The 14871-nt window shown below is 64.8% G+C and carries 15 protein-coding genes; 3 read left to right on the top strand and 12 right to left on the bottom strand.

Annotated features, from left to right (window positions below; genetic code table 11):
• Nucleotides 1-15 precede the first annotated feature (15 nt).
• Nucleotides 16-1041, bottom strand: coding sequence for an L-histidine N(alpha)-methyltransferase (egtD, locus tag F466_RS0105110; protein ID WP_018649361.1), 1026 nt, complete (start codon nt 1039-1041; stop codon nt 16-18).
• 74 nt (nt 1042-1115) lie between these two features.
• Between egtD and egtC the strand changes: the two genes are divergently transcribed.
• The 3 genes from egtC to F466_RS0105125 all read left to right on the top strand — a co-directional run bounded on the left by egtC (nt 1116) and on the right by F466_RS0105125 (nt 3867).
• Nucleotides 1116-1898, top strand: coding sequence for an ergothioneine biosynthesis protein EgtC (gene egtC, locus F466_RS0105115; RefSeq protein WP_018139133.1), 783 nt, complete (start codon nt 1116-1118; stop codon nt 1896-1898).
• Nucleotides 1899-1964: 66 nt separating this feature from the next.
• A complete protein-coding gene (locus F466_RS0105120) occupies nt 1965-3116 on the top strand; it encodes an SUMF1/EgtB/PvdO family nonheme iron enzyme (RefSeq protein ID WP_018993593.1) in 1152 nt (383 codons plus the stop codon).
• A gap of 19 nt (nt 3117-3135) precedes the next feature.
• Nucleotides 3136-3867 (top strand): SIMPL domain-containing protein, encoded by a 732-nt coding sequence (locus F466_RS0105125; RefSeq protein ID WP_018993594.1) that lies wholly within the window; start codon nt 3136-3138, stop codon nt 3865-3867.
• Between the two features lie 18 nt (nt 3868-3885).
• On the opposite strand, the gene F466_RS0105130 is transcribed toward F466_RS0105125, so the two are convergent.
• The 11 genes from F466_RS0105130 to flgC form a co-directional block, all read right to left on the bottom strand.
• Nucleotides 3886-4572: a hypothetical protein gene (locus tag F466_RS0105130; protein ID WP_018174476.1), complete on the bottom strand. Its 687-nt coding sequence runs from the start codon at nt 4570-4572 to the stop codon at nt 3886-3888.
• An 85-nt stretch (nt 4573-4657) separates the two neighbouring features.
• The gene (gene flgL, locus F466_RS0105135) at nt 4658-5887 is read right to left on the bottom strand and encodes a flagellar hook-associated protein FlgL (protein WP_018993595.1); all 1230 of its coding nucleotides are present in this window, start codon (nt 5885-5887) and stop codon (nt 4658-4660) included.
• A gap of 26 nt (nt 5888-5913) precedes the next feature.
• The gene (flgK, locus tag F466_RS0105140; RefSeq protein WP_018993596.1) at nt 5914-7854 is read right to left on the bottom strand and encodes a flagellar hook-associated protein FlgK; all 1941 of its coding nucleotides are present in this window, start codon (nt 7852-7854) and stop codon (nt 5914-5916) included.
• A gap of 56 nt (nt 7855-7910) precedes the next feature.
• A complete protein-coding gene (flgJ, locus tag F466_RS0105145; protein ID WP_018993597.1) occupies nt 7911-8966 on the bottom strand; it encodes a flagellar assembly peptidoglycan hydrolase FlgJ in 1056 nt (351 codons plus the stop codon).
• Nucleotides 8966-10099: a flagellar basal body P-ring protein FlgI gene (locus F466_RS0105150; RefSeq protein WP_369699445.1), complete on the bottom strand. Its 1134-nt coding sequence runs from the start codon at nt 10097-10099 to the stop codon at nt 8966-8968. The genes flgJ and F466_RS0105150 overlap by 1 nt, the downstream gene beginning before the upstream one ends.
• 86 nt (nt 10100-10185) lie before the next feature.
• Entirely contained in the window at nt 10186-10884 is a 699-nt protein-coding gene (gene flgH, locus F466_RS0105155) for a flagellar basal body L-ring protein FlgH (RefSeq protein ID WP_026296415.1), read from the bottom strand.
• Between the two features lie 4 nt (nt 10885-10888).
• The gene (flgG, locus tag F466_RS0105160; RefSeq protein WP_018139142.1) at nt 10889-11677 is read right to left on the bottom strand and encodes a flagellar basal-body rod protein FlgG; all 789 of its coding nucleotides are present in this window, start codon (nt 11675-11677) and stop codon (nt 10889-10891) included.
• Between the two features lie 35 nt (nt 11678-11712).
• Entirely contained in the window at nt 11713-12453 is a 741-nt protein-coding gene (flgF, locus tag F466_RS0105165; RefSeq protein WP_018139143.1) for a flagellar basal-body rod protein FlgF, read from the bottom strand.
• Between the two features lie 29 nt (nt 12454-12482).
• Complete coding sequence (gene flgE / locus F466_RS0105170; protein ID WP_018139144.1) at nt 12483-13709, bottom strand: flagellar hook protein FlgE; 1227 nt, start codon at nt 13707-13709, stop codon at nt 12483-12485.
• A gap of 25 nt (nt 13710-13734) precedes the next feature.
• On the bottom strand, nt 13735-14406 hold the full coding sequence (locus F466_RS0105175; RefSeq protein ID WP_026296416.1) for a flagellar hook assembly protein FlgD: 672 nt from the start codon (nt 14404-14406) through the stop codon (nt 13735-13737).
• A gap of 13 nt (nt 14407-14419) precedes the next feature.
• The gene (gene flgC, locus F466_RS0105180; RefSeq protein ID WP_018139146.1) at nt 14420-14839 is read right to left on the bottom strand and encodes a flagellar basal body rod protein FlgC; all 420 of its coding nucleotides are present in this window, start codon (nt 14837-14839) and stop codon (nt 14420-14422) included.
• Between the last annotated feature and the right edge of the window lie 32 nt (nt 14840-14871).

Genomic DNA, 14871 nt, shown 5'->3' on the forward strand with positions numbered 1-14871 from the left:
GACGCGGGCTCCGGCTCATGCCTGTGCGCCTCCCGGGGCCAGCAGGAACAGGCTGTAGGCCTCATCCGGCGCCGACCACTCCGCCACCTGTGCCAGTCCGGCGCCGGACAGCAGTTGCTGCACCATCGGGCGCGTAAACTTGCGCGAGATCTCGGTGCGAATGGACTCGCCATCGGCGAACTGCAGGGTGGTCGCGGGTTCGGAGACCTGGACGGTCTGATCACCCTGGGCGACCAGGTGCATCTCGATACGTGAATGCGCCTCGACGAACGGGGCGCGATGGCGGAAACCATCGGGATCAAAATCGGCTCCCAACTCGCGATTGAGGACGGACAGCAGGTTCAGATTGAACGCCGCCGTCACACCGGCCGCGTCGTTGTAGGCCGCCTCCAGCACGGGAATAGCCTTGACCCGATCCAGCCCGAGCAGGAGCCGATCCTCCGCGCCCATGGCGGCGCGAATCTGCGACAGCAGTGCGATCGCCTCCGCGTCCTCGAAATTACCCAGGCTGCCGCCGAGAAAGGTGAACAGGCGCGGGGCTATTGGGACAGGTGTCAGCGTCGGCAGAGCCGAAAGCGCGGCGAGATAGTCACCGCACAGGGCCTCGATCACGAGCGTCGGGAATCGTCCCAGCAGTCGCTCGGCCGCCTCGTCGAGGATCTCTCCACAGACATCATTGGCGACGTAATACGGATCGTCGACGCGCTCGTTCAACGCAGCGATCAGGTACTCGGTCTTGCGCGAGGTCCCACTGCCGAGCTCGATCAACGTATGGGCACCCGAGGTCTCGACGATCTCGGTCGCTCGGGACTCCAGCAGGGCCGATTCAAGTCGAGTGGGGTAATACTCGGGCGTGTCGCAAATGGCATCGAAAAGCTGCGAGCCACGGGCATCGTAGAAGTACTTTGGCGGCAGCCAGCGCGGCGCCTCCAGCATGCCCTTGCAAAAGTCCGCTACCAACTCCGCATGGGGATCGCGCACCTGCACCACATGACGGGTATAGCGCTCCGGGAGCGACATGGCAGGACTCTCGGGATTCATGGGCACATCCGTGCTTCGGGGTTCCCGGCACGCTACCATGAAACTCCCGACCTCCCAACCGCGAGTCCGCGCCAATGTGTCGCCATCTTGCCTATCTCGGCCCGCCACTGGCACTCAGGCGGATACTGCTGGACCCACCGCACAATCTGATCGAGCAGGCGATTGCCCCGCAGGAGCTGGTTTACGCCCGCGTCAATGCGGATGGGTTCGGCTTTGGCTGGTTCAGCGAGGACGGCACCGCGCGCTGCTATCGGCGTGCCGACCCCCTGTGGCAGGACCCGAACCTGCAAGCACTCGCCGAAACACTGGAAGAACCGCTGTGGATCTCCGCCATCCGCAGCGCGACCCCCGGGTTCGGGGGCGACACCGTCAATGCCCAGCCGTTCGCCATCGACGGGCTGCTCTACAGCCACAATGGACTCATTGGCGGCTTCCGGCCGCAGATCCGCCGCCAGATCGAGAACCTGCTGACGCCCGAGATCGAGGCGGGCATCCAGGGCACCACGGATTCTGAATACCTGTTTGCCCTGGTCCGCCAGTTCCTGGCGGATGACGAGAACGCCACACTGGAAGGCGCCCTGGGCGAGGCCTTTTCAACACTGGAAACCTGGCTCGGCGACGAAATGGCCCTGCTCAACGTCCTCCTGTCCGACGGGCGCCGTCTGGTCGCCAGCCGCCATGCGATCAACAGCCCCTGCCCCAGCCTGTACTACACGTCCGACGATGACGACTTCCCCGAGGACTCGGTGATCGTCGCCTCCGAGCCGCTGACGGACCGCGAGCGCTGGCGCCCCGTCCCTTCAGGGCACATCCTGATCCTGGATCCTGACGAGCCACCGGAACTCCTTGCGCTCTAGCCTTTCCACTCGGATATGAGCACCCCAGCATTCGACCCTCCAGCAAGCCTCGTCTCTTCTTCGTCCTTGCTGGACGACCTGGCCCGTCAGCACGAGCGCTTGAACACTGCACTGGAAAGCACACCCGCCGAAATCTGGCGTAACCAGTATCACCCGGACCTTAGCCCGATCGGCTGGCACTACGCCCACTGCCACTTCATCGAGGCCGTCTGGCTGCGCGAACGTATTCTCGGGCACCCACCACCCCGCACGCGGGACTGGCATGACCTCTATTTCCCGGAACTCAGCCCCAAATGGCGCCGGGGTGGACGCCTCCCCGCGCTCGATCGACTCACTCAATGGGGACGCGAGCTCCAGTTCCGGCATCGCGATTGGCTTGCGCGTAACGCCGAGATCCTCGACCACCCGCTGATGGCTGACGAGTACCTGACGGGGTTCCTTGCCCAGCACCACGCGATGCACCTGGAGACCCTGGCTCAGGTGCGCTGGTTTGCCCGCCTTCAGGGGCCTGAGCCCGGCCACTCGGAACCCCGCCTGCAGGCGCCCGAGATCACCTCGCAATCCTGGCTCGAATGGGATGCCGTGCACACCACCGTAGGCAGCGACGACGTACAGGTCTTCGACAATGAAAAGGGCGTTCACGGGAAGGAACTCGCGCCCTTTGCCATCCGGCGCGACCCTGTCACCAACGGGGAATGGCAGGCCTTCATGCAGGAGGCCGGCTATCACCGCCCCGAACTATGGAGCCGCGAGGGGTGGGACTGGCGCAACGCCCACGACATCCGGGCCCCACTCGGGTGGCGCGGGTCCGGGACCGACATTGGCCTGCAGGTTCTGCCGGAGGGAACGGTACAGCGCAACGCCGATGCCCCGGTGGTGGGCGTATCCCGCTTCGAGGCCGAGGCCTTCGCCCGCTGGGCCGGCGCCCGGCTGCCCCACGAACACGAATGGGAACATGCTCAGCGCGAGGGATCGCTGCGAGGCACCGGCCGAGTATGGGAGTGGTGCGGAAATCCGTTCGCACCGTATCCCGGATTCCGCCCGTTCCCCTACAACGAATACTCGGCCCCGTGGTTTGACGGCCAGCATTACGTCCTGCGCGGCGGCAGCGACTGGAGCGATCCGCTGCTGAAACGCCCGAGCATGCGCAATTTCTTCACCCCGGAGAAACGCCATGTCTTTGCCGGCGTGCGCGTCGCACGTACGATGGAACCCTGACCCCACCGGATAACATCCCATGAGCCGCACCCTATCCCTGCGTCCCCTTGTTGCATGCCTCTGGCTTAGCGCCCTGCTGCTGATCCCGGCCCTGGCCAGCGCCGATGGAAACACCACACTGATGCTCTCCGGCCATGCCGAGCAGCAGGTGGAGCATGACCGCATGACGGTCCAGATGCAGGCCCAGGCCCGTGCCCCGGACGCACGGGACGCCGCAGACACGGTCAACCGCCGCATGGAACAGGCCCTGGCTCGCGCGGAAGACTACGACGCGGTCGAGGCGTCGACCCGCAGCTACACGACACAGGCCATCCACGACCGCGACAAACCTGGCCAGATCACAGCCTGGCAGGTCCAGCAGACCCTGGAACTCGTCAGTAGCGACTTCGAGACCCTGACCGAGCTGGTCGGGGCCCTCCAGGGAGACGAACTCACCGTGGGCCAGATCCGCTTCTCGCTCAGCCGCGAGACACAGCAGGAGCACCGCAAGGCCTTGCTGGAGGCCGCCATGCACGACTGGAAGGAACAGGCCCGCGCGATGGCACGTTCCCTGGGGGCTACCCATCTGCGCCCCGTGGAAGTCGAGCTCGTCGACAGCGGCTATGACCGCCCGCAGCCGATGATGGCGATGCGCGCGATGGACGAAGCCGCCAGCCAGCCTGCACTGGAGGCCGGGACGTCCACGGTTTCCGTCACCGTGCGCGCCAAAGTCGAAGCGCTGGGGGGCGAGACGCTGCGCGTCGACCCGTAGTCAATCTACAGGAGCTGGCTAGCGTGCGAGATGCAGGGCCAGCTCCCCTTCGCGCACATCGATGCTCTCGATCCCCGCGCGCAGGTGCTGGAAGGGCTCCAGCGCCAGCAGGTCCTCGTCTTTCAGGCCGCCCAGCCACGCATCCGGCAGGGGGATGCCGGCGACGGACACACCGACGAGCCGAGCTCGCAGTTCCTCGCCTTCGGTCTCGAAGCGCACACCGGAGCGCACGTTCAGCACACGCCCGCCCATCAGCGGCACATCCGCCGGCACGTCGATGCGCACGCGCGTGCTCACCTGCCCCGGCGTCAGGCGGACCGCCACCCGGCCGGCCAGGTCCGGATCGCGCGCGATCAGGGCATTCAGCTCGCGTTCGCTGAACTGGACGATCCGCGCCTCGTCGGTCTCTTCGTAGAGTTCGGGGATCAGCGGCTCCGCTTCCGCCTCGAGGTCGATGATCGGCTCACTGGGGGCCTGATCGGGGCGCGGTGCATCGGGTGCAGAGATCGCCTGCAGCTTGGCCTCGAGCTCCACCTGCTCCTGCTCGCTCAGGGTCACGGGCTTCGGCTCGCCGGACTGCAGCATCACCACGCCCCAGAACGCCGCCCAGATGACCGCCAGCACCAGCAGGACGATCAGATAGCGCGGGGGCCGCCCCGTGGAGCGGTACTGGATCGGTGCGGAGGGTTCTTTGTATTTGGCCATTGCGCGGTTCCGTCCCTGGGGGACGCTTCATGGGGATCGCAATATGGTCGCACAGACACCCACGCGTGTGCGCAGGCGCTTCTGCCTAGATGAAGTCGAACAGGGAGAGCCGGTTGACCTGGGTATAGGTCTGCTGGGCCGCCTGAAGCGCCACCTGCTGCTGGTTGAAGCGGCTGATCGCCTCGGCATAGTCCAGATCACGGATCTGCGACACCGCGCTTTCCAGATCCAGCAGCCGGTCCTCGTTGAGGTCCTTTTGCTGGTCGAAGGCCTTCAGCTTGCTCCCAAGCTCGGCACGTTTGTCGCTGAAGTTACCAAGCACGGCATCCAGATCCGCCAGTGCGGTGTTGCTGGCGCTGGCCAGATCCGCCCGCGCACTGGCGGAGTCGCCGCTGCGCTCCAGGGCATCGATAATGCGATCCAGCGTCTGGAACACACTGAAATTCTCGGCCGGACGCGATAGCACCTCGTCACCCGGCTCGGGCGTACCGCTGATGGTCACGCTGCGGCCGGCGAATTCGATGGACTCGCCCGATACATAGGGGACATCCTCTTCCAGCGAAACAGTATCGCCGTCCTCGTCGACATAGGTAATGCTGTAGACAAGCCCCCCATCGCCGTTCTCGTCGAAGGAGATGCTGTATTCGCGATCATCCAGGTCGGAAACACTCGTGACGCCAGTTTTCTCCAGCACCAGCGACCCATTGTTCTCGACGACCTCGGCACCGACACGGCCATCGTTCTCCGGGATATCCATGAACACGGCCGCGCCATCATGGCCCACCGCGATCTTGCGATCGGCCGAAACGGCCACCTCGCGCACACTCCCCGCACCCGAAGCCCCTTCGTAACGGATCTCGCCGTCGCCATCCTGCCGGAAGGGCTGATTCTGGGACTTGGTGCCAGCGAAAATGTATTCGCCATTGGGATCCTTGGTGTTGGCAACATCCAGCAGGCCGTCGCGGATCTGGCGCAGCTCGTCGGCCAGGTACCCGCGGGTCTCACGCGTCTGGCTGTCGTTGTTGCCGGTGACGACCAGCTCGCGCGCACGTTGCAGGGCATCGGTGCCCTGCTGCAGCAGTGATTCCTGTTGCTGCATGCGCGGCTGGGTGTTCTCCATGTTGCGCTGGAACTGCTTGGTCGCCTTGATGATGCGCTCGAACTGGTTGATCTGGGTCGCGCCGCTCGGGTCGTCCGATGGCGACAGGATGCGCTTGCCGGAGCCCAGCTGCAGCGAGGTGCGGTTGAGTTCGCCCTGGCCCGCCTGGATCTGGTTGATCCCGCTCTGGAAGATCTGGGTTGTGGAGATACGCATCGGGTTTCCCTCGAATTGCCAGCTGTTTAACGGCGGAACGCGCCCAGCAGGCTGTCGAACAGCGAATTGCTGACCTGGATCACCTGGGCGGCGGCCTGATAGGCCTGCTGGTAGCGGATCAGGTCGGCGGCCTCTTCATCCAGATTCACGCCCGAGATCGACTCGCGCTGGGCCTTGGCCTGCTCCAGCTGGGCATTCGCGGAGTCCAGCGCCACATTGGCCTGTCGCGTGCGCGTGCCGACATTCGCGATCAGGCTGTTGTAGGAATCACCAAAGCCGGGTACACGACGTTCGCCGTCTTCTGTCTGGACTGTGCGAGCCTCGGACAGATCAGCCATCTCGAGCATGTTGCGGTTATCCCCCGGCCGGTCGCGGTCGAGCCCGATGGTCAATTGGTCATCCTGACCGGGCTCACCGCTGAGCGTGATCGACCAGCCATGCTCAGTCTCAATTGTGACCGCATCCCCACCATTCACTGCCCCCCGGCCAATCTCGTTGCCATCGGCGTCCTCGACCACGTATTCGTCAGTATCGCTATCGATAACGATAGTGGCCGCGCTGTCCAGCAAGGATGGATCAAACCCGTCGGCAACTTCGAGGGCATCTACCGTACCGCTCCAGTCATCCCCGTCGGCAACAGTCGCCTCTGGGAGAGCTGCAGCTGCGGCGATCCCGGCCGGGTCATCCAAGACGACTTCGAGGTCGCGCGCGCCATTGCGGGTCGGCTGGATCAGCCAGTTGTCGCCCTCCGTGGGGTCATCGGGATTATCGAGCTCGTTTACGTCGATGATCATGCCGTCGGCTCGGAAGCGACCGTCGCCGAGGTCTTCCATCTCCACCACCTGATTGCCCGGCAGCCGCAGTAGTTCGAACTCCTCGTCGCTGTTTACGCGCAGACGGTAGTCGGATGTGGTCAGCCGGTCGGGGTCAGCGATCTCAACGCCCGGGACACCACTCTCGGCGTTACTGGAACGTCCCCATACTGCGGGTTCGCCGATCCCGAAGATGTCGCCCCCGATCTGGCCATCGGCATCGAGACCCTGGGCGTTCTGCTCGTTGAAGGCCTGTCCCAACTGAGTGGCGATCTGACCCAGGGTGTTCTGCGCGGGGTCGATGACCGAGTCGCGAATCTCCAGCAGCCCCCCGAGCTCACCGCCCTGCAGGAAGCGAGTCACATTCGCTACCCCGCTGCCCGACTGAATACCGACCTCTAACTTGCCCGGGTCCCCGGAGAAGGATTCGGCCACCAGCGACTGGTTGGTCCCGCCCAGCACCAGCGCCTGCCCGTTGCCGATGAACACATTCAGCGCACCGTCGTCCTGCTCGACCGTGGTGACGTCGATCTTCTCCGCCAGCTGGTTCAGCACACGGTCGCGCTGGTCCAGCAGGTCGTTCGGTGTGCCCTGGGTGCTCTTGGCAACGATCTCGCGGTTGAGGCCCGCCAGCGATTCGGCGAGCTGGTTGATCTCCTTGACGTTGGTCTCGATCTGCCCATTCAGGATGCGCCGCTGCTCCTCCAGGCGCCCGTCGATGGCTTTGAAGCGCTCGGCCAGCGACTCGGCCTCGGTCAGGAACACCGTGCGTGCAGCATTGGAGGTCGGATCATTGGCCACGTCGGAGGCGGCATCAAAGAACCCCTGCAAGACCGGCGCCAGGCCACTGGCCTCGTCCGCCAGCAGGTTGTCGATCCGTCCGGCGAGATCCGCCTTCGCCTGGGCGTTGGACTGCTCGGAGATGCTGGTGCGCAGCTGGGTGTTGACGAAGTCATCCGAGATGCGCCGGATGGCATCCACGCCGACCCCCTGCCCCTGATACGAGCCACCCAGGAACTGCGGGTTCAGGTTGCCCAGCTCCGTGCGCTGACGGCTGTAGCCCTCGGTCGCGGAGTTGGCGATGTTGTTGCTGGTCGTGCCGATCGCGCGCTGAAACGCCAGCAGCGCGGAGGTCCCAATACCGGAGACACTCATACCCCGCCCCTCCCGGTCAGGCTCGCCCAGCTGGATTTACGTGTCTGCGACATGGTCTACCCCTCGTTTCGGGTAACGGCCGGCTCGGCCAATGCTTGAGTCGGTTCGGGAATCACAAAGCCCGACAGCTGATCGCGTACCCGCAGCACCTTGTCCGCATAGGCGGGGTCGGTCGCGTAGCCGGCGGCCTGCAGCTCACGGATGTACTGGACATCGTCGCCAGCCTGAAGGGCGCGGTGATAGCGCGGATTGTTGCGGATAAAGTCGACGTAGTCGGCGAAGGAATCCGCCGGATCGGCGTACGCGCGGAAACGTGCCTGCTCGCGCTGGGCCACGCCATCACGGTACTCCAGAGTACCCACGGCGACCTGATCCCCCTCCCAGCGGGAGTCGGCCTTGATGCCGAACAGGTTGAAGCTTGGCTGGCCGTTCTCGCGCGAGGGCACGTGCCGTCCCCAGCCGGTCTCCAGGGCGCTTTGCGCCAGCAGGATGCCGGGCTCCACGCCCAGGTCGGCAGCCGCTTCCCGTGCCAGGGGTTCCAGTGTCGCAACAAACTCGGACGGGTCGCGTGGCGGCCAGTCGATCGCCAGCGGGCTCGGCGCACCGCCCAGCCGTTGGAGCTCACCGGCTCCAGCCCCCGTGTCGCTTTGTGCAGGACGCACGGGCGCGACGGGCTCGAGTTCGCGTTGTTCGTCGGACAGGCGCCGGAAATTCAGGTCACCCCGGCGTTGCGGGAGATCCAGGGACGCCAGCCGCTCGGGATCCCGCAGACCCTGCCCGTCCTGCGGCTGGCTCTGCTGCGACAGCTGCTGCATCAGTACCTCGCGCAGTCCAATCCCGTCCCCCTGACTCATGGCCTTGGCGAATTCCTGGTCCTGCATCTCGAGGTACATCTTGCTCTGCTCGTTGTCGAACAGTCCGTCGCCCAGCGAGGCCTCGCGCATCTGCTTGAGCATCTGGCCGATCAGCATCGCCTCGAACTCGCGTGCGACCGCCTCCAGCGCCTCGTCCCCGCCTCCCTGGGCGGCGCGCCCGAGGTCACGCAGGCCGCTCGGGTCGCTGGCCAGCGCCGAGCGTGCCTGCATGGAGAGATCGTGGCCGGAGGAGATCATCAGATGACCACCAGCTCCGCGCGCAGGGCGCCCGCCTCGCGCAGGGCCTCGAGGATGGCCACCAGATCACCCGGAGCCGCGCCCACGTTGTTCACCGCGCGCACGATCTCGTCCAGCGAGGTGCCGGGGTCAAACAGGAACATGGTGCTGTCGTCCTGCTGGATGGCAATGTCCGTCTGCGGCTGCACCGCGGTCTCGCCCTCGGCAAAGGGCAGCGGCTGCACCACCTGCGGGGCCTCGCTGATGGTGACGGTCAGGCTGCCATGAGAGACCGCCGCCGGGGTCACCTGCACGCTGGAGCCGATCACCACGGTCCCGGTGCGCGAGTTCACGATCACCCGTGCCGGGGGCGCACCTCGCTCGATGGGCAGGTTCTCCAGCTCGGCGACAAAACCCACGCGCTGGTCCGGGTTCTGGGGCGCGCGCACACGCACCGAGGATCCGTCCAGTGCATGTGCCACGCCAGGCCCAAACGTGTCGTTGACGGTCTCCACCAGCCGGTTGGCCGTTGTGAAGTCCGGACGGTTCAGGTTCAGGGTCACGTGATCGCCCTGGGCAAAGGCCGTCGGCACCTCGCGCTCGACCGTCGCGCCATTCGGGATACGCCCGACACTTGGGACGTTCACGGTGATCCGTGACCCGTCCTGCCCCTCGGCACCGAAACCGCCCACAACCAGGTTGCCCTGGGCGATGCTATAGGTCTGCCCGTCCGCGCCCTTCAGCGGCGTCATCAGCAGGGTCCCGCCCCTCAGGCTGGTCGCGTTCCCCATCGAGGAGACGGTCACGTCGATGCGCTGACCGGGCTTGGCGAACGGGGGCAGGTCGGCTGTAACCATGACGGCCGCGACATTGCGCAACTGTGGGTTGCCGGCCTCGGGGGTCAGCCCCAGCTGGCCGAGCATGTTGTTCAGGCTCTGGATGGTGAACGGGGTCTGCGTGGTCTGGTCGCCCGTACCGTCCAGCCCCACGACCAGGCCATAGCCCACCAGCTGGTTCTCGCGCACGCCGAAGACACTGGCCACGTCCTTGACCCGTTCGGTGTAGGTGCGCTCCTGCATCGCCGCCTGCTGCTGGATCGCTGTCTGGGCCTGCGCGCCGGCGATTCCGCCCAGCAGTAGCCCCATGGCGACCATCAGACCGGGCAGCACGCGCCCTGCGATGCGGCGCATGCTGCGCCGATGCGACTTGTACCCTGTTCGTTGCATCTCGGATCTCCCGCTCAGAACGGCCACCAGGGGCTATTGAAGAAGCGGGTGATCCACCCGGGCGTGTTGCTGTCGGCCAGCACACCCGTGCCGCCGTAGTAGACCCGCGCATTGGCCACCTGCGTCGACAGGACGGTGTTGTTGGTCGTCACGTCCACCGGGCGCACGATGCCGCGAAAGCGCACGTATTCCTCGCCCTGGTTGATGCCCAGCCACTTCTCGCCCTGTACCACGAGATTGCCGTTCGGCAGTACCTCGGCGACGGTCACGGTGATCTCGCCATCCAGCTGGTTACTCTGCGACGAGTCGCCGGAGCCATCGAAGTCACGGCTGCTGGTATTGCTGGCACCGAACAACGGACGGCCACGGTGGGTCGCCTCGCCGCCGAACGCCTGCAGATTGCCGAGATCCAGGTTCGAATCCTTTTGCGTAGAGGTCGAGGCGGACTTCTGCGCCTGGGTGCTCTCGGCCAGGATCACGGTCAGGATGTCGCCCACCTGGCGTGCCTTGTAGTCCTCGAACAGGCCCTGAGACTGCGCGACCTGGTAGATGCCGCCATTGTTCTGGGCTTGCGGCACCGGTTGCGGCGGCATCACGGGGTTGTAGTCCGGGTTGTCCCCGGGCATCGTCGGCTGGGTCGCGGCGCACGCGGACAGCACCACCACGGCCGCCAGGCCCAGGATCGGTCGCATCATTGTCTCAAGCCGGTTCATCGCGCTACCCGATCGTCTGGTTGACGAACTGCAGCGACTGGTCGGCCGCGGAGATCGCCTTGGAGTTGACCTCGTAGGCGCGCTGGGTCTCGATCATGTTCACCAGCTCCTCGGCGATGTTCACGTTCGAGGTCTCCAGCGAGCCCTGTACCAGGGTGCCGGTACCGTTCAGCCCGGGCTGGGCCTGCTGGGCGACGCCGGAGGCCGCAGTCTCCTGGAACAGGTTCTCGCCCATCGCCTGCAGACCCGCCGGATTCACGAAGTCCGCCAGCTGGATGTTCCCCAGCTCCACCGGTTCGGCCTGCCCCGGGATCTGCGCGGTCACGGTCCCATCCTTGCCGATCGCCAGCGACTGGGTATCTGGCGGCACGAACAGGCCCGGCTGCAGCGGATAGCCGTTCGACATCACCACCTCGCCATCGGCATTGAGCTGGAAGCTGCCGTCCCGTGTGTAACCAATGTCCCCATTGGGCATCAGGACCTGGAAGAAACCCCGCCCTTCGATCGCGACATCCAGCGAGTTGTCGGTCTGCTGCAGGTTACCCTGGGTAAACATCTTCTCGGTGGACACGGCGCGCACACCGGTACCGATCTGCAGCCCCGAGGGCAGTTGCTGATCCTGGGTGGCCTGGGCGCCCGGCTGGCGTACGGTCTGGTAGATCAGATCCTCGAACACCGCACGGTCCTTCTTGAAGCCGGTGGTATTCACGTTGGCCAGGTTGTTCGAGACCGTCGACATGCGCGTGTGCTGCGCGTCGAGGCCGGTCTTGGCAATCCACAGTGCCTGGTTCATGGTGCTCTCCTGTCAGTCCTGCAATGGGGGCCGCGTCAGCCGAGGCCCAGCAGCCGGTTGCTGCTTTGTTCCAGCGTGTTGGCGCTGTCCATCATCTTTACCTGCATCTCGAAGTGGCGAGACAGCTCGATCATCCGGGTCAGCGCCTCGACGGTATTCACGTTGCTGCCCTCGAGCATGCCCGAGACCACCCGCACCTCAGCATCCGGCGGCGCCTCGCCGCCGTCGGCCATGCGGAACAGGCCGTCATCGCCGCGCTCCAGTTCATTCACGTCCGGGTTCACCAGGCGGATACGCTCGATCGCGGCCAGGGCCTCCGGCCCCACTCCCTGCGGGCGCACGCTGATCGTGCCGTCCGTGCCGATCTCGATCTTCTCCGACGGCGGGATCGCGATCGGGCCGCCATCCCCCAGGACCTGGTGCCCCTGTGCGGTGCGCAAGAGCCCGAACGCATCCACATGCAGGGAACCCGCCCGGGTGTAGCCTTCCTCGCCGTCCGGGCCCTGCACCGCGATAAAACCCTGGTCCTCGATCGCGATGTCCAGATCGCGACCGGTGCTTTGCATCTGGCCCTTGGAGAAGTCCGTGCCGTCGGTGCCCAGCTGTGCGTAGTCGCGCGAATCGAATACCGGACCCCGCACGGGGACGGTGTTCGCGTTGGCCAGTGCCTGGCGAAAGCCGTCGGTATTGGCATTCGCCAGGTTGTGGTTGTTGACCGACTGCGCGTGCATGGTCTCCTTCGCGCCGGACATCGCGATGTAGAGGAATCGATCCATGCCTGTGCCCTCGTGTCCCTGTCCCTGACCTAGCGGATGTTGATGATGGTCTGGGTGACCTGGTCGGCCGTGGAGATCGTCTGCGCGTTCGCCTGGAAGTTGCGTTGCGCGGTGATCAGATTCACCAGCTCCTGGGCAATATCGACGTTCGAGGCCTCCAGAGCGCCGGCCTGGATCTCGCCCAGGTTGCCGGTGCCCGGAGAGGCAAACACTGGATCACCGGCCGCAAAGGTCTCGGCCCAGTTGTTGTTGCCCAGCTGCTCCAGGCCCTGTGGGTTGGTGAAGTTGGCCAGAGCGACCTGCCCCAGAACGGAAGATTGGCCGTTGGTGAAGCGCGCGAACACCACCCCGCTGGAATCGATGTCGACCCCCGTCAGCCGGCCCGAAGCGAACCCGTCCTGGCCAAGATCGTTCACCGCAAAGTCGCCACCAAACTGAGTGGTCCCGGCAAAGTCGATCGTCCCGTCCAGACCTTCAGCCCCGTTGGTAAAATCTTCCGTGGAGAACGGGAATTCCGTGTTGCCATCCAGCTGGCCACTGGCGTCAAAAGAGAGTTCGAAGCCTTCTTCCTCGTTGATCGGCTCGCCGTCAACGCTCATGAAGGCCGTCCACTCTCGTTCGTCGCTCTTCACGAAGTAGATGCGCGCATCGCGGGACGTCCCCAGCGAGTCATACACCGTCAGGGACGTCGAGTAGTTATAGCTGTCCGGATCATCGAACTCGAACTCGCCCGGATCCAGGATTGGAGCATCCGACTGGAGATTGACCAGAGCCTCAATGTCACTGGTAGCCTGCGGCGCGGAGGCCCCTGTCTGCAGACGCAAATCCCCAAGCTGTCCGGTATTGAAATCAGTATCCGTGCTGCCCGGGTTGATTGGCGGATAGCCCTGCAGCTGCTGACCCTGGTTGTTCACCAGGTTGCCGTCGCGGTTTACCTGAAACTCGCCAGCGCGCGTATAGACACGATTGCCACCATCGTTCATCACGAAAAAGCCCTCGCCATCAATCGCGAGGTCGAGACCGTTCTCGGTGAACTCCGTGCGTCCCTGCGAGAACTGCTGTGTCACCGCCATGAGACGCGAACCACCCCCAGTCGCGGTCTGGCTGACGCCACCAAAACTCTGCGCAAAGACATCACCGAACTCGGCGCGCGAGCGCTTGAAACCGGTCGTGCCGGCATTCGAGACGTTGTTGCCGGTGGTCTGCAGATCGGCCTGCGCCGAGTTCAGTCCGCTCAATCCGATATTGAAGGGCATACTGGTCTACCTCCGTTAGAGTCCGTCAGCTGCTGATGCGCCGGACATCCGAGAAATTGATCTCGCCCAGGCCACGGACCATCAGGCCCAGGCTGGAATCGTCGCCTACCGAAACGCTCTCGACGCGGGCGTCGAGGAAGACATCTACTGATTCACTACTGGAACCGCTCTGGGCCGACGCCCGGAATTCATATACGCCCGGGGCCGCAGGCGTCCCGTCATCGCGCAGACCGTCCCAGGTGAATTCCTGCAGCCCCTCACTGGCCGAACCCAGATTCATGCTTCGGATGCGTTCACCCGTGGGGCTGTACACCTCGACCTGCAACTGCCCGGTCGACTGATCCAGATCCACGGCGCCGCGCACCGTGCCATCCGCACCCAACTCGCTGAAGTCGGTTGGGACAAGGACGTCCTTACCCACCAGGGAGGCCGCTTGCAGGGTCTGGCTCTGGCCCATGGACTGAGCGAGTTTCTCGAAGGACTTCGAAAGCTCTTCGATCCCCGTGACGGTCGAGAACTGAGCCATCTGACCGATAAACTCCCCGTTTTCCATCGGTTCAAACGGGTCCTGATTCTGCAGCTGGGTAGTCATCAGCTTCAGGAAATCGTCCTGACCCAGGCGATCCGTCTCCTTGTCGTCCGGCTTGGGACGTGACAGGCCCAAGCGGTCCAGCATTTCGGGTGATATCTGAGTCATGGGAGGCTCCGGTTTAGCCCTGGCCGATCTGCAGCGTTCGCTGCAACAGCTGGCGCGAGGTCTCCATCACCTCGACGTTCGCTTCGTAGTTGCGCGAGGCCGACATCATGTTGGCCATCTCCTCCACCACGCTGATCGCGGGACGGAAGATGTAGCCGTCTTCGTTGGCCTGCGGATGGTTTGGTTCGTAGTGCGCCTGTGGCGGCGCGCGCGACTCATCAATTCCCGCCACCCGCACGCCATTGGAGGCGCCGTTCGGATCGGCCTGGTTCATCACGGTCTGAAACAGCACCTGCTTCGCCCGGTAGGCCTCGTCGGGGTTGGTCGCCACGGTGTTGGCGTTGGCCAGATTCGACGCGACCGTATTCAGCCGCACCGACTGCGCGGTCAGCGCGGAGGCCGAGGTGTTGAACAGATTAAACAGATCACTCACGACATCACTCTCCTGTTCCCAGCGTTGGCGCT

It is taken from the genome of Thioalkalivibrio sp. ALgr1 (assembly GCF_000378285.1).
Lineage (GTDB): Bacteria > Pseudomonadota > Gammaproteobacteria > Ectothiorhodospirales > Ectothiorhodospiraceae > Thioalkalivibrio.

Bases quoted from the DNA above. Each gene is read 5' to 3' on its own strand.
- flgL (WP_018993595.1), bottom strand. From the start codon at position 5,887: ATGCGTATCTCCACAACCCAGATCTTCCAGAGCGGGATCAACCAGATC.
- flgK (WP_018993596.1), bottom strand. From the start codon at position 7,854: ATGAGTGTCTCCGGTATTGGGACCTCCGCGCTGCTGGCGTTTCAGCGC.
- flgF (WP_018139143.1), bottom strand. From the start codon at position 12,453: ATGGATCGATTCCTCTACATCGCGATGTCCGGCGCGAAGGAGACCATG.
- F466_RS0105175 (WP_026296416.1), bottom strand. From the start codon at position 14,406: ATGACTCAGATATCACCCGAAATGCTGGACCGCTTGGGCCTGTCACGT.
- flgH (WP_026296415.1), bottom strand. From the start codon at position 10,884: ATGAACCGGCTTGAGACAATGATGCGACCGATCCTGGGCCTGGCGGCC.
- F466_RS0105150 (WP_369699445.1), bottom strand. From the start codon at position 10,099: ATGGTCGCCATGGGGCTACTGCTGGGCGGAATCGCCGGCGCGCAGGCC.
- F466_RS0105125 (WP_018993594.1), top strand. From the start codon at position 3,136: ATGAGCCGCACCCTATCCCTGCGTCCCCTTGTTGCATGCCTCTGGCTT.
- F466_RS0105130 (WP_018174476.1), bottom strand. From the start codon at position 4,572: ATGGCCAAATACAAAGAACCCTCCGCACCGATCCAGTACCGCTCCACG.
- flgG (WP_018139142.1), bottom strand. From the start codon at position 11,677: ATGAACCAGGCACTGTGGATTGCCAAGACCGGCCTCGACGCGCAGCAC.
- egtC (WP_018139133.1), top strand. From the start codon at position 1,116: ATGTGTCGCCATCTTGCCTATCTCGGCCCGCCACTGGCACTCAGGCGG.
- flgJ (WP_018993597.1), bottom strand. From the start codon at position 8,966: ATGATCTCCTCCGGCCACGATCTCTCCATGCAGGCACGCTCGGCGCTG.
- flgE (WP_018139144.1), bottom strand. From the start codon at position 13,709: ATGCCCTTCAATATCGGATTGAGCGGACTGAACTCGGCGCAGGCCGAT.
- egtD (WP_018649361.1), bottom strand. From the start codon at position 1,041: ATGAATCCCGAGAGTCCTGCCATGTCGCTCCCGGAGCGCTATACCCGT.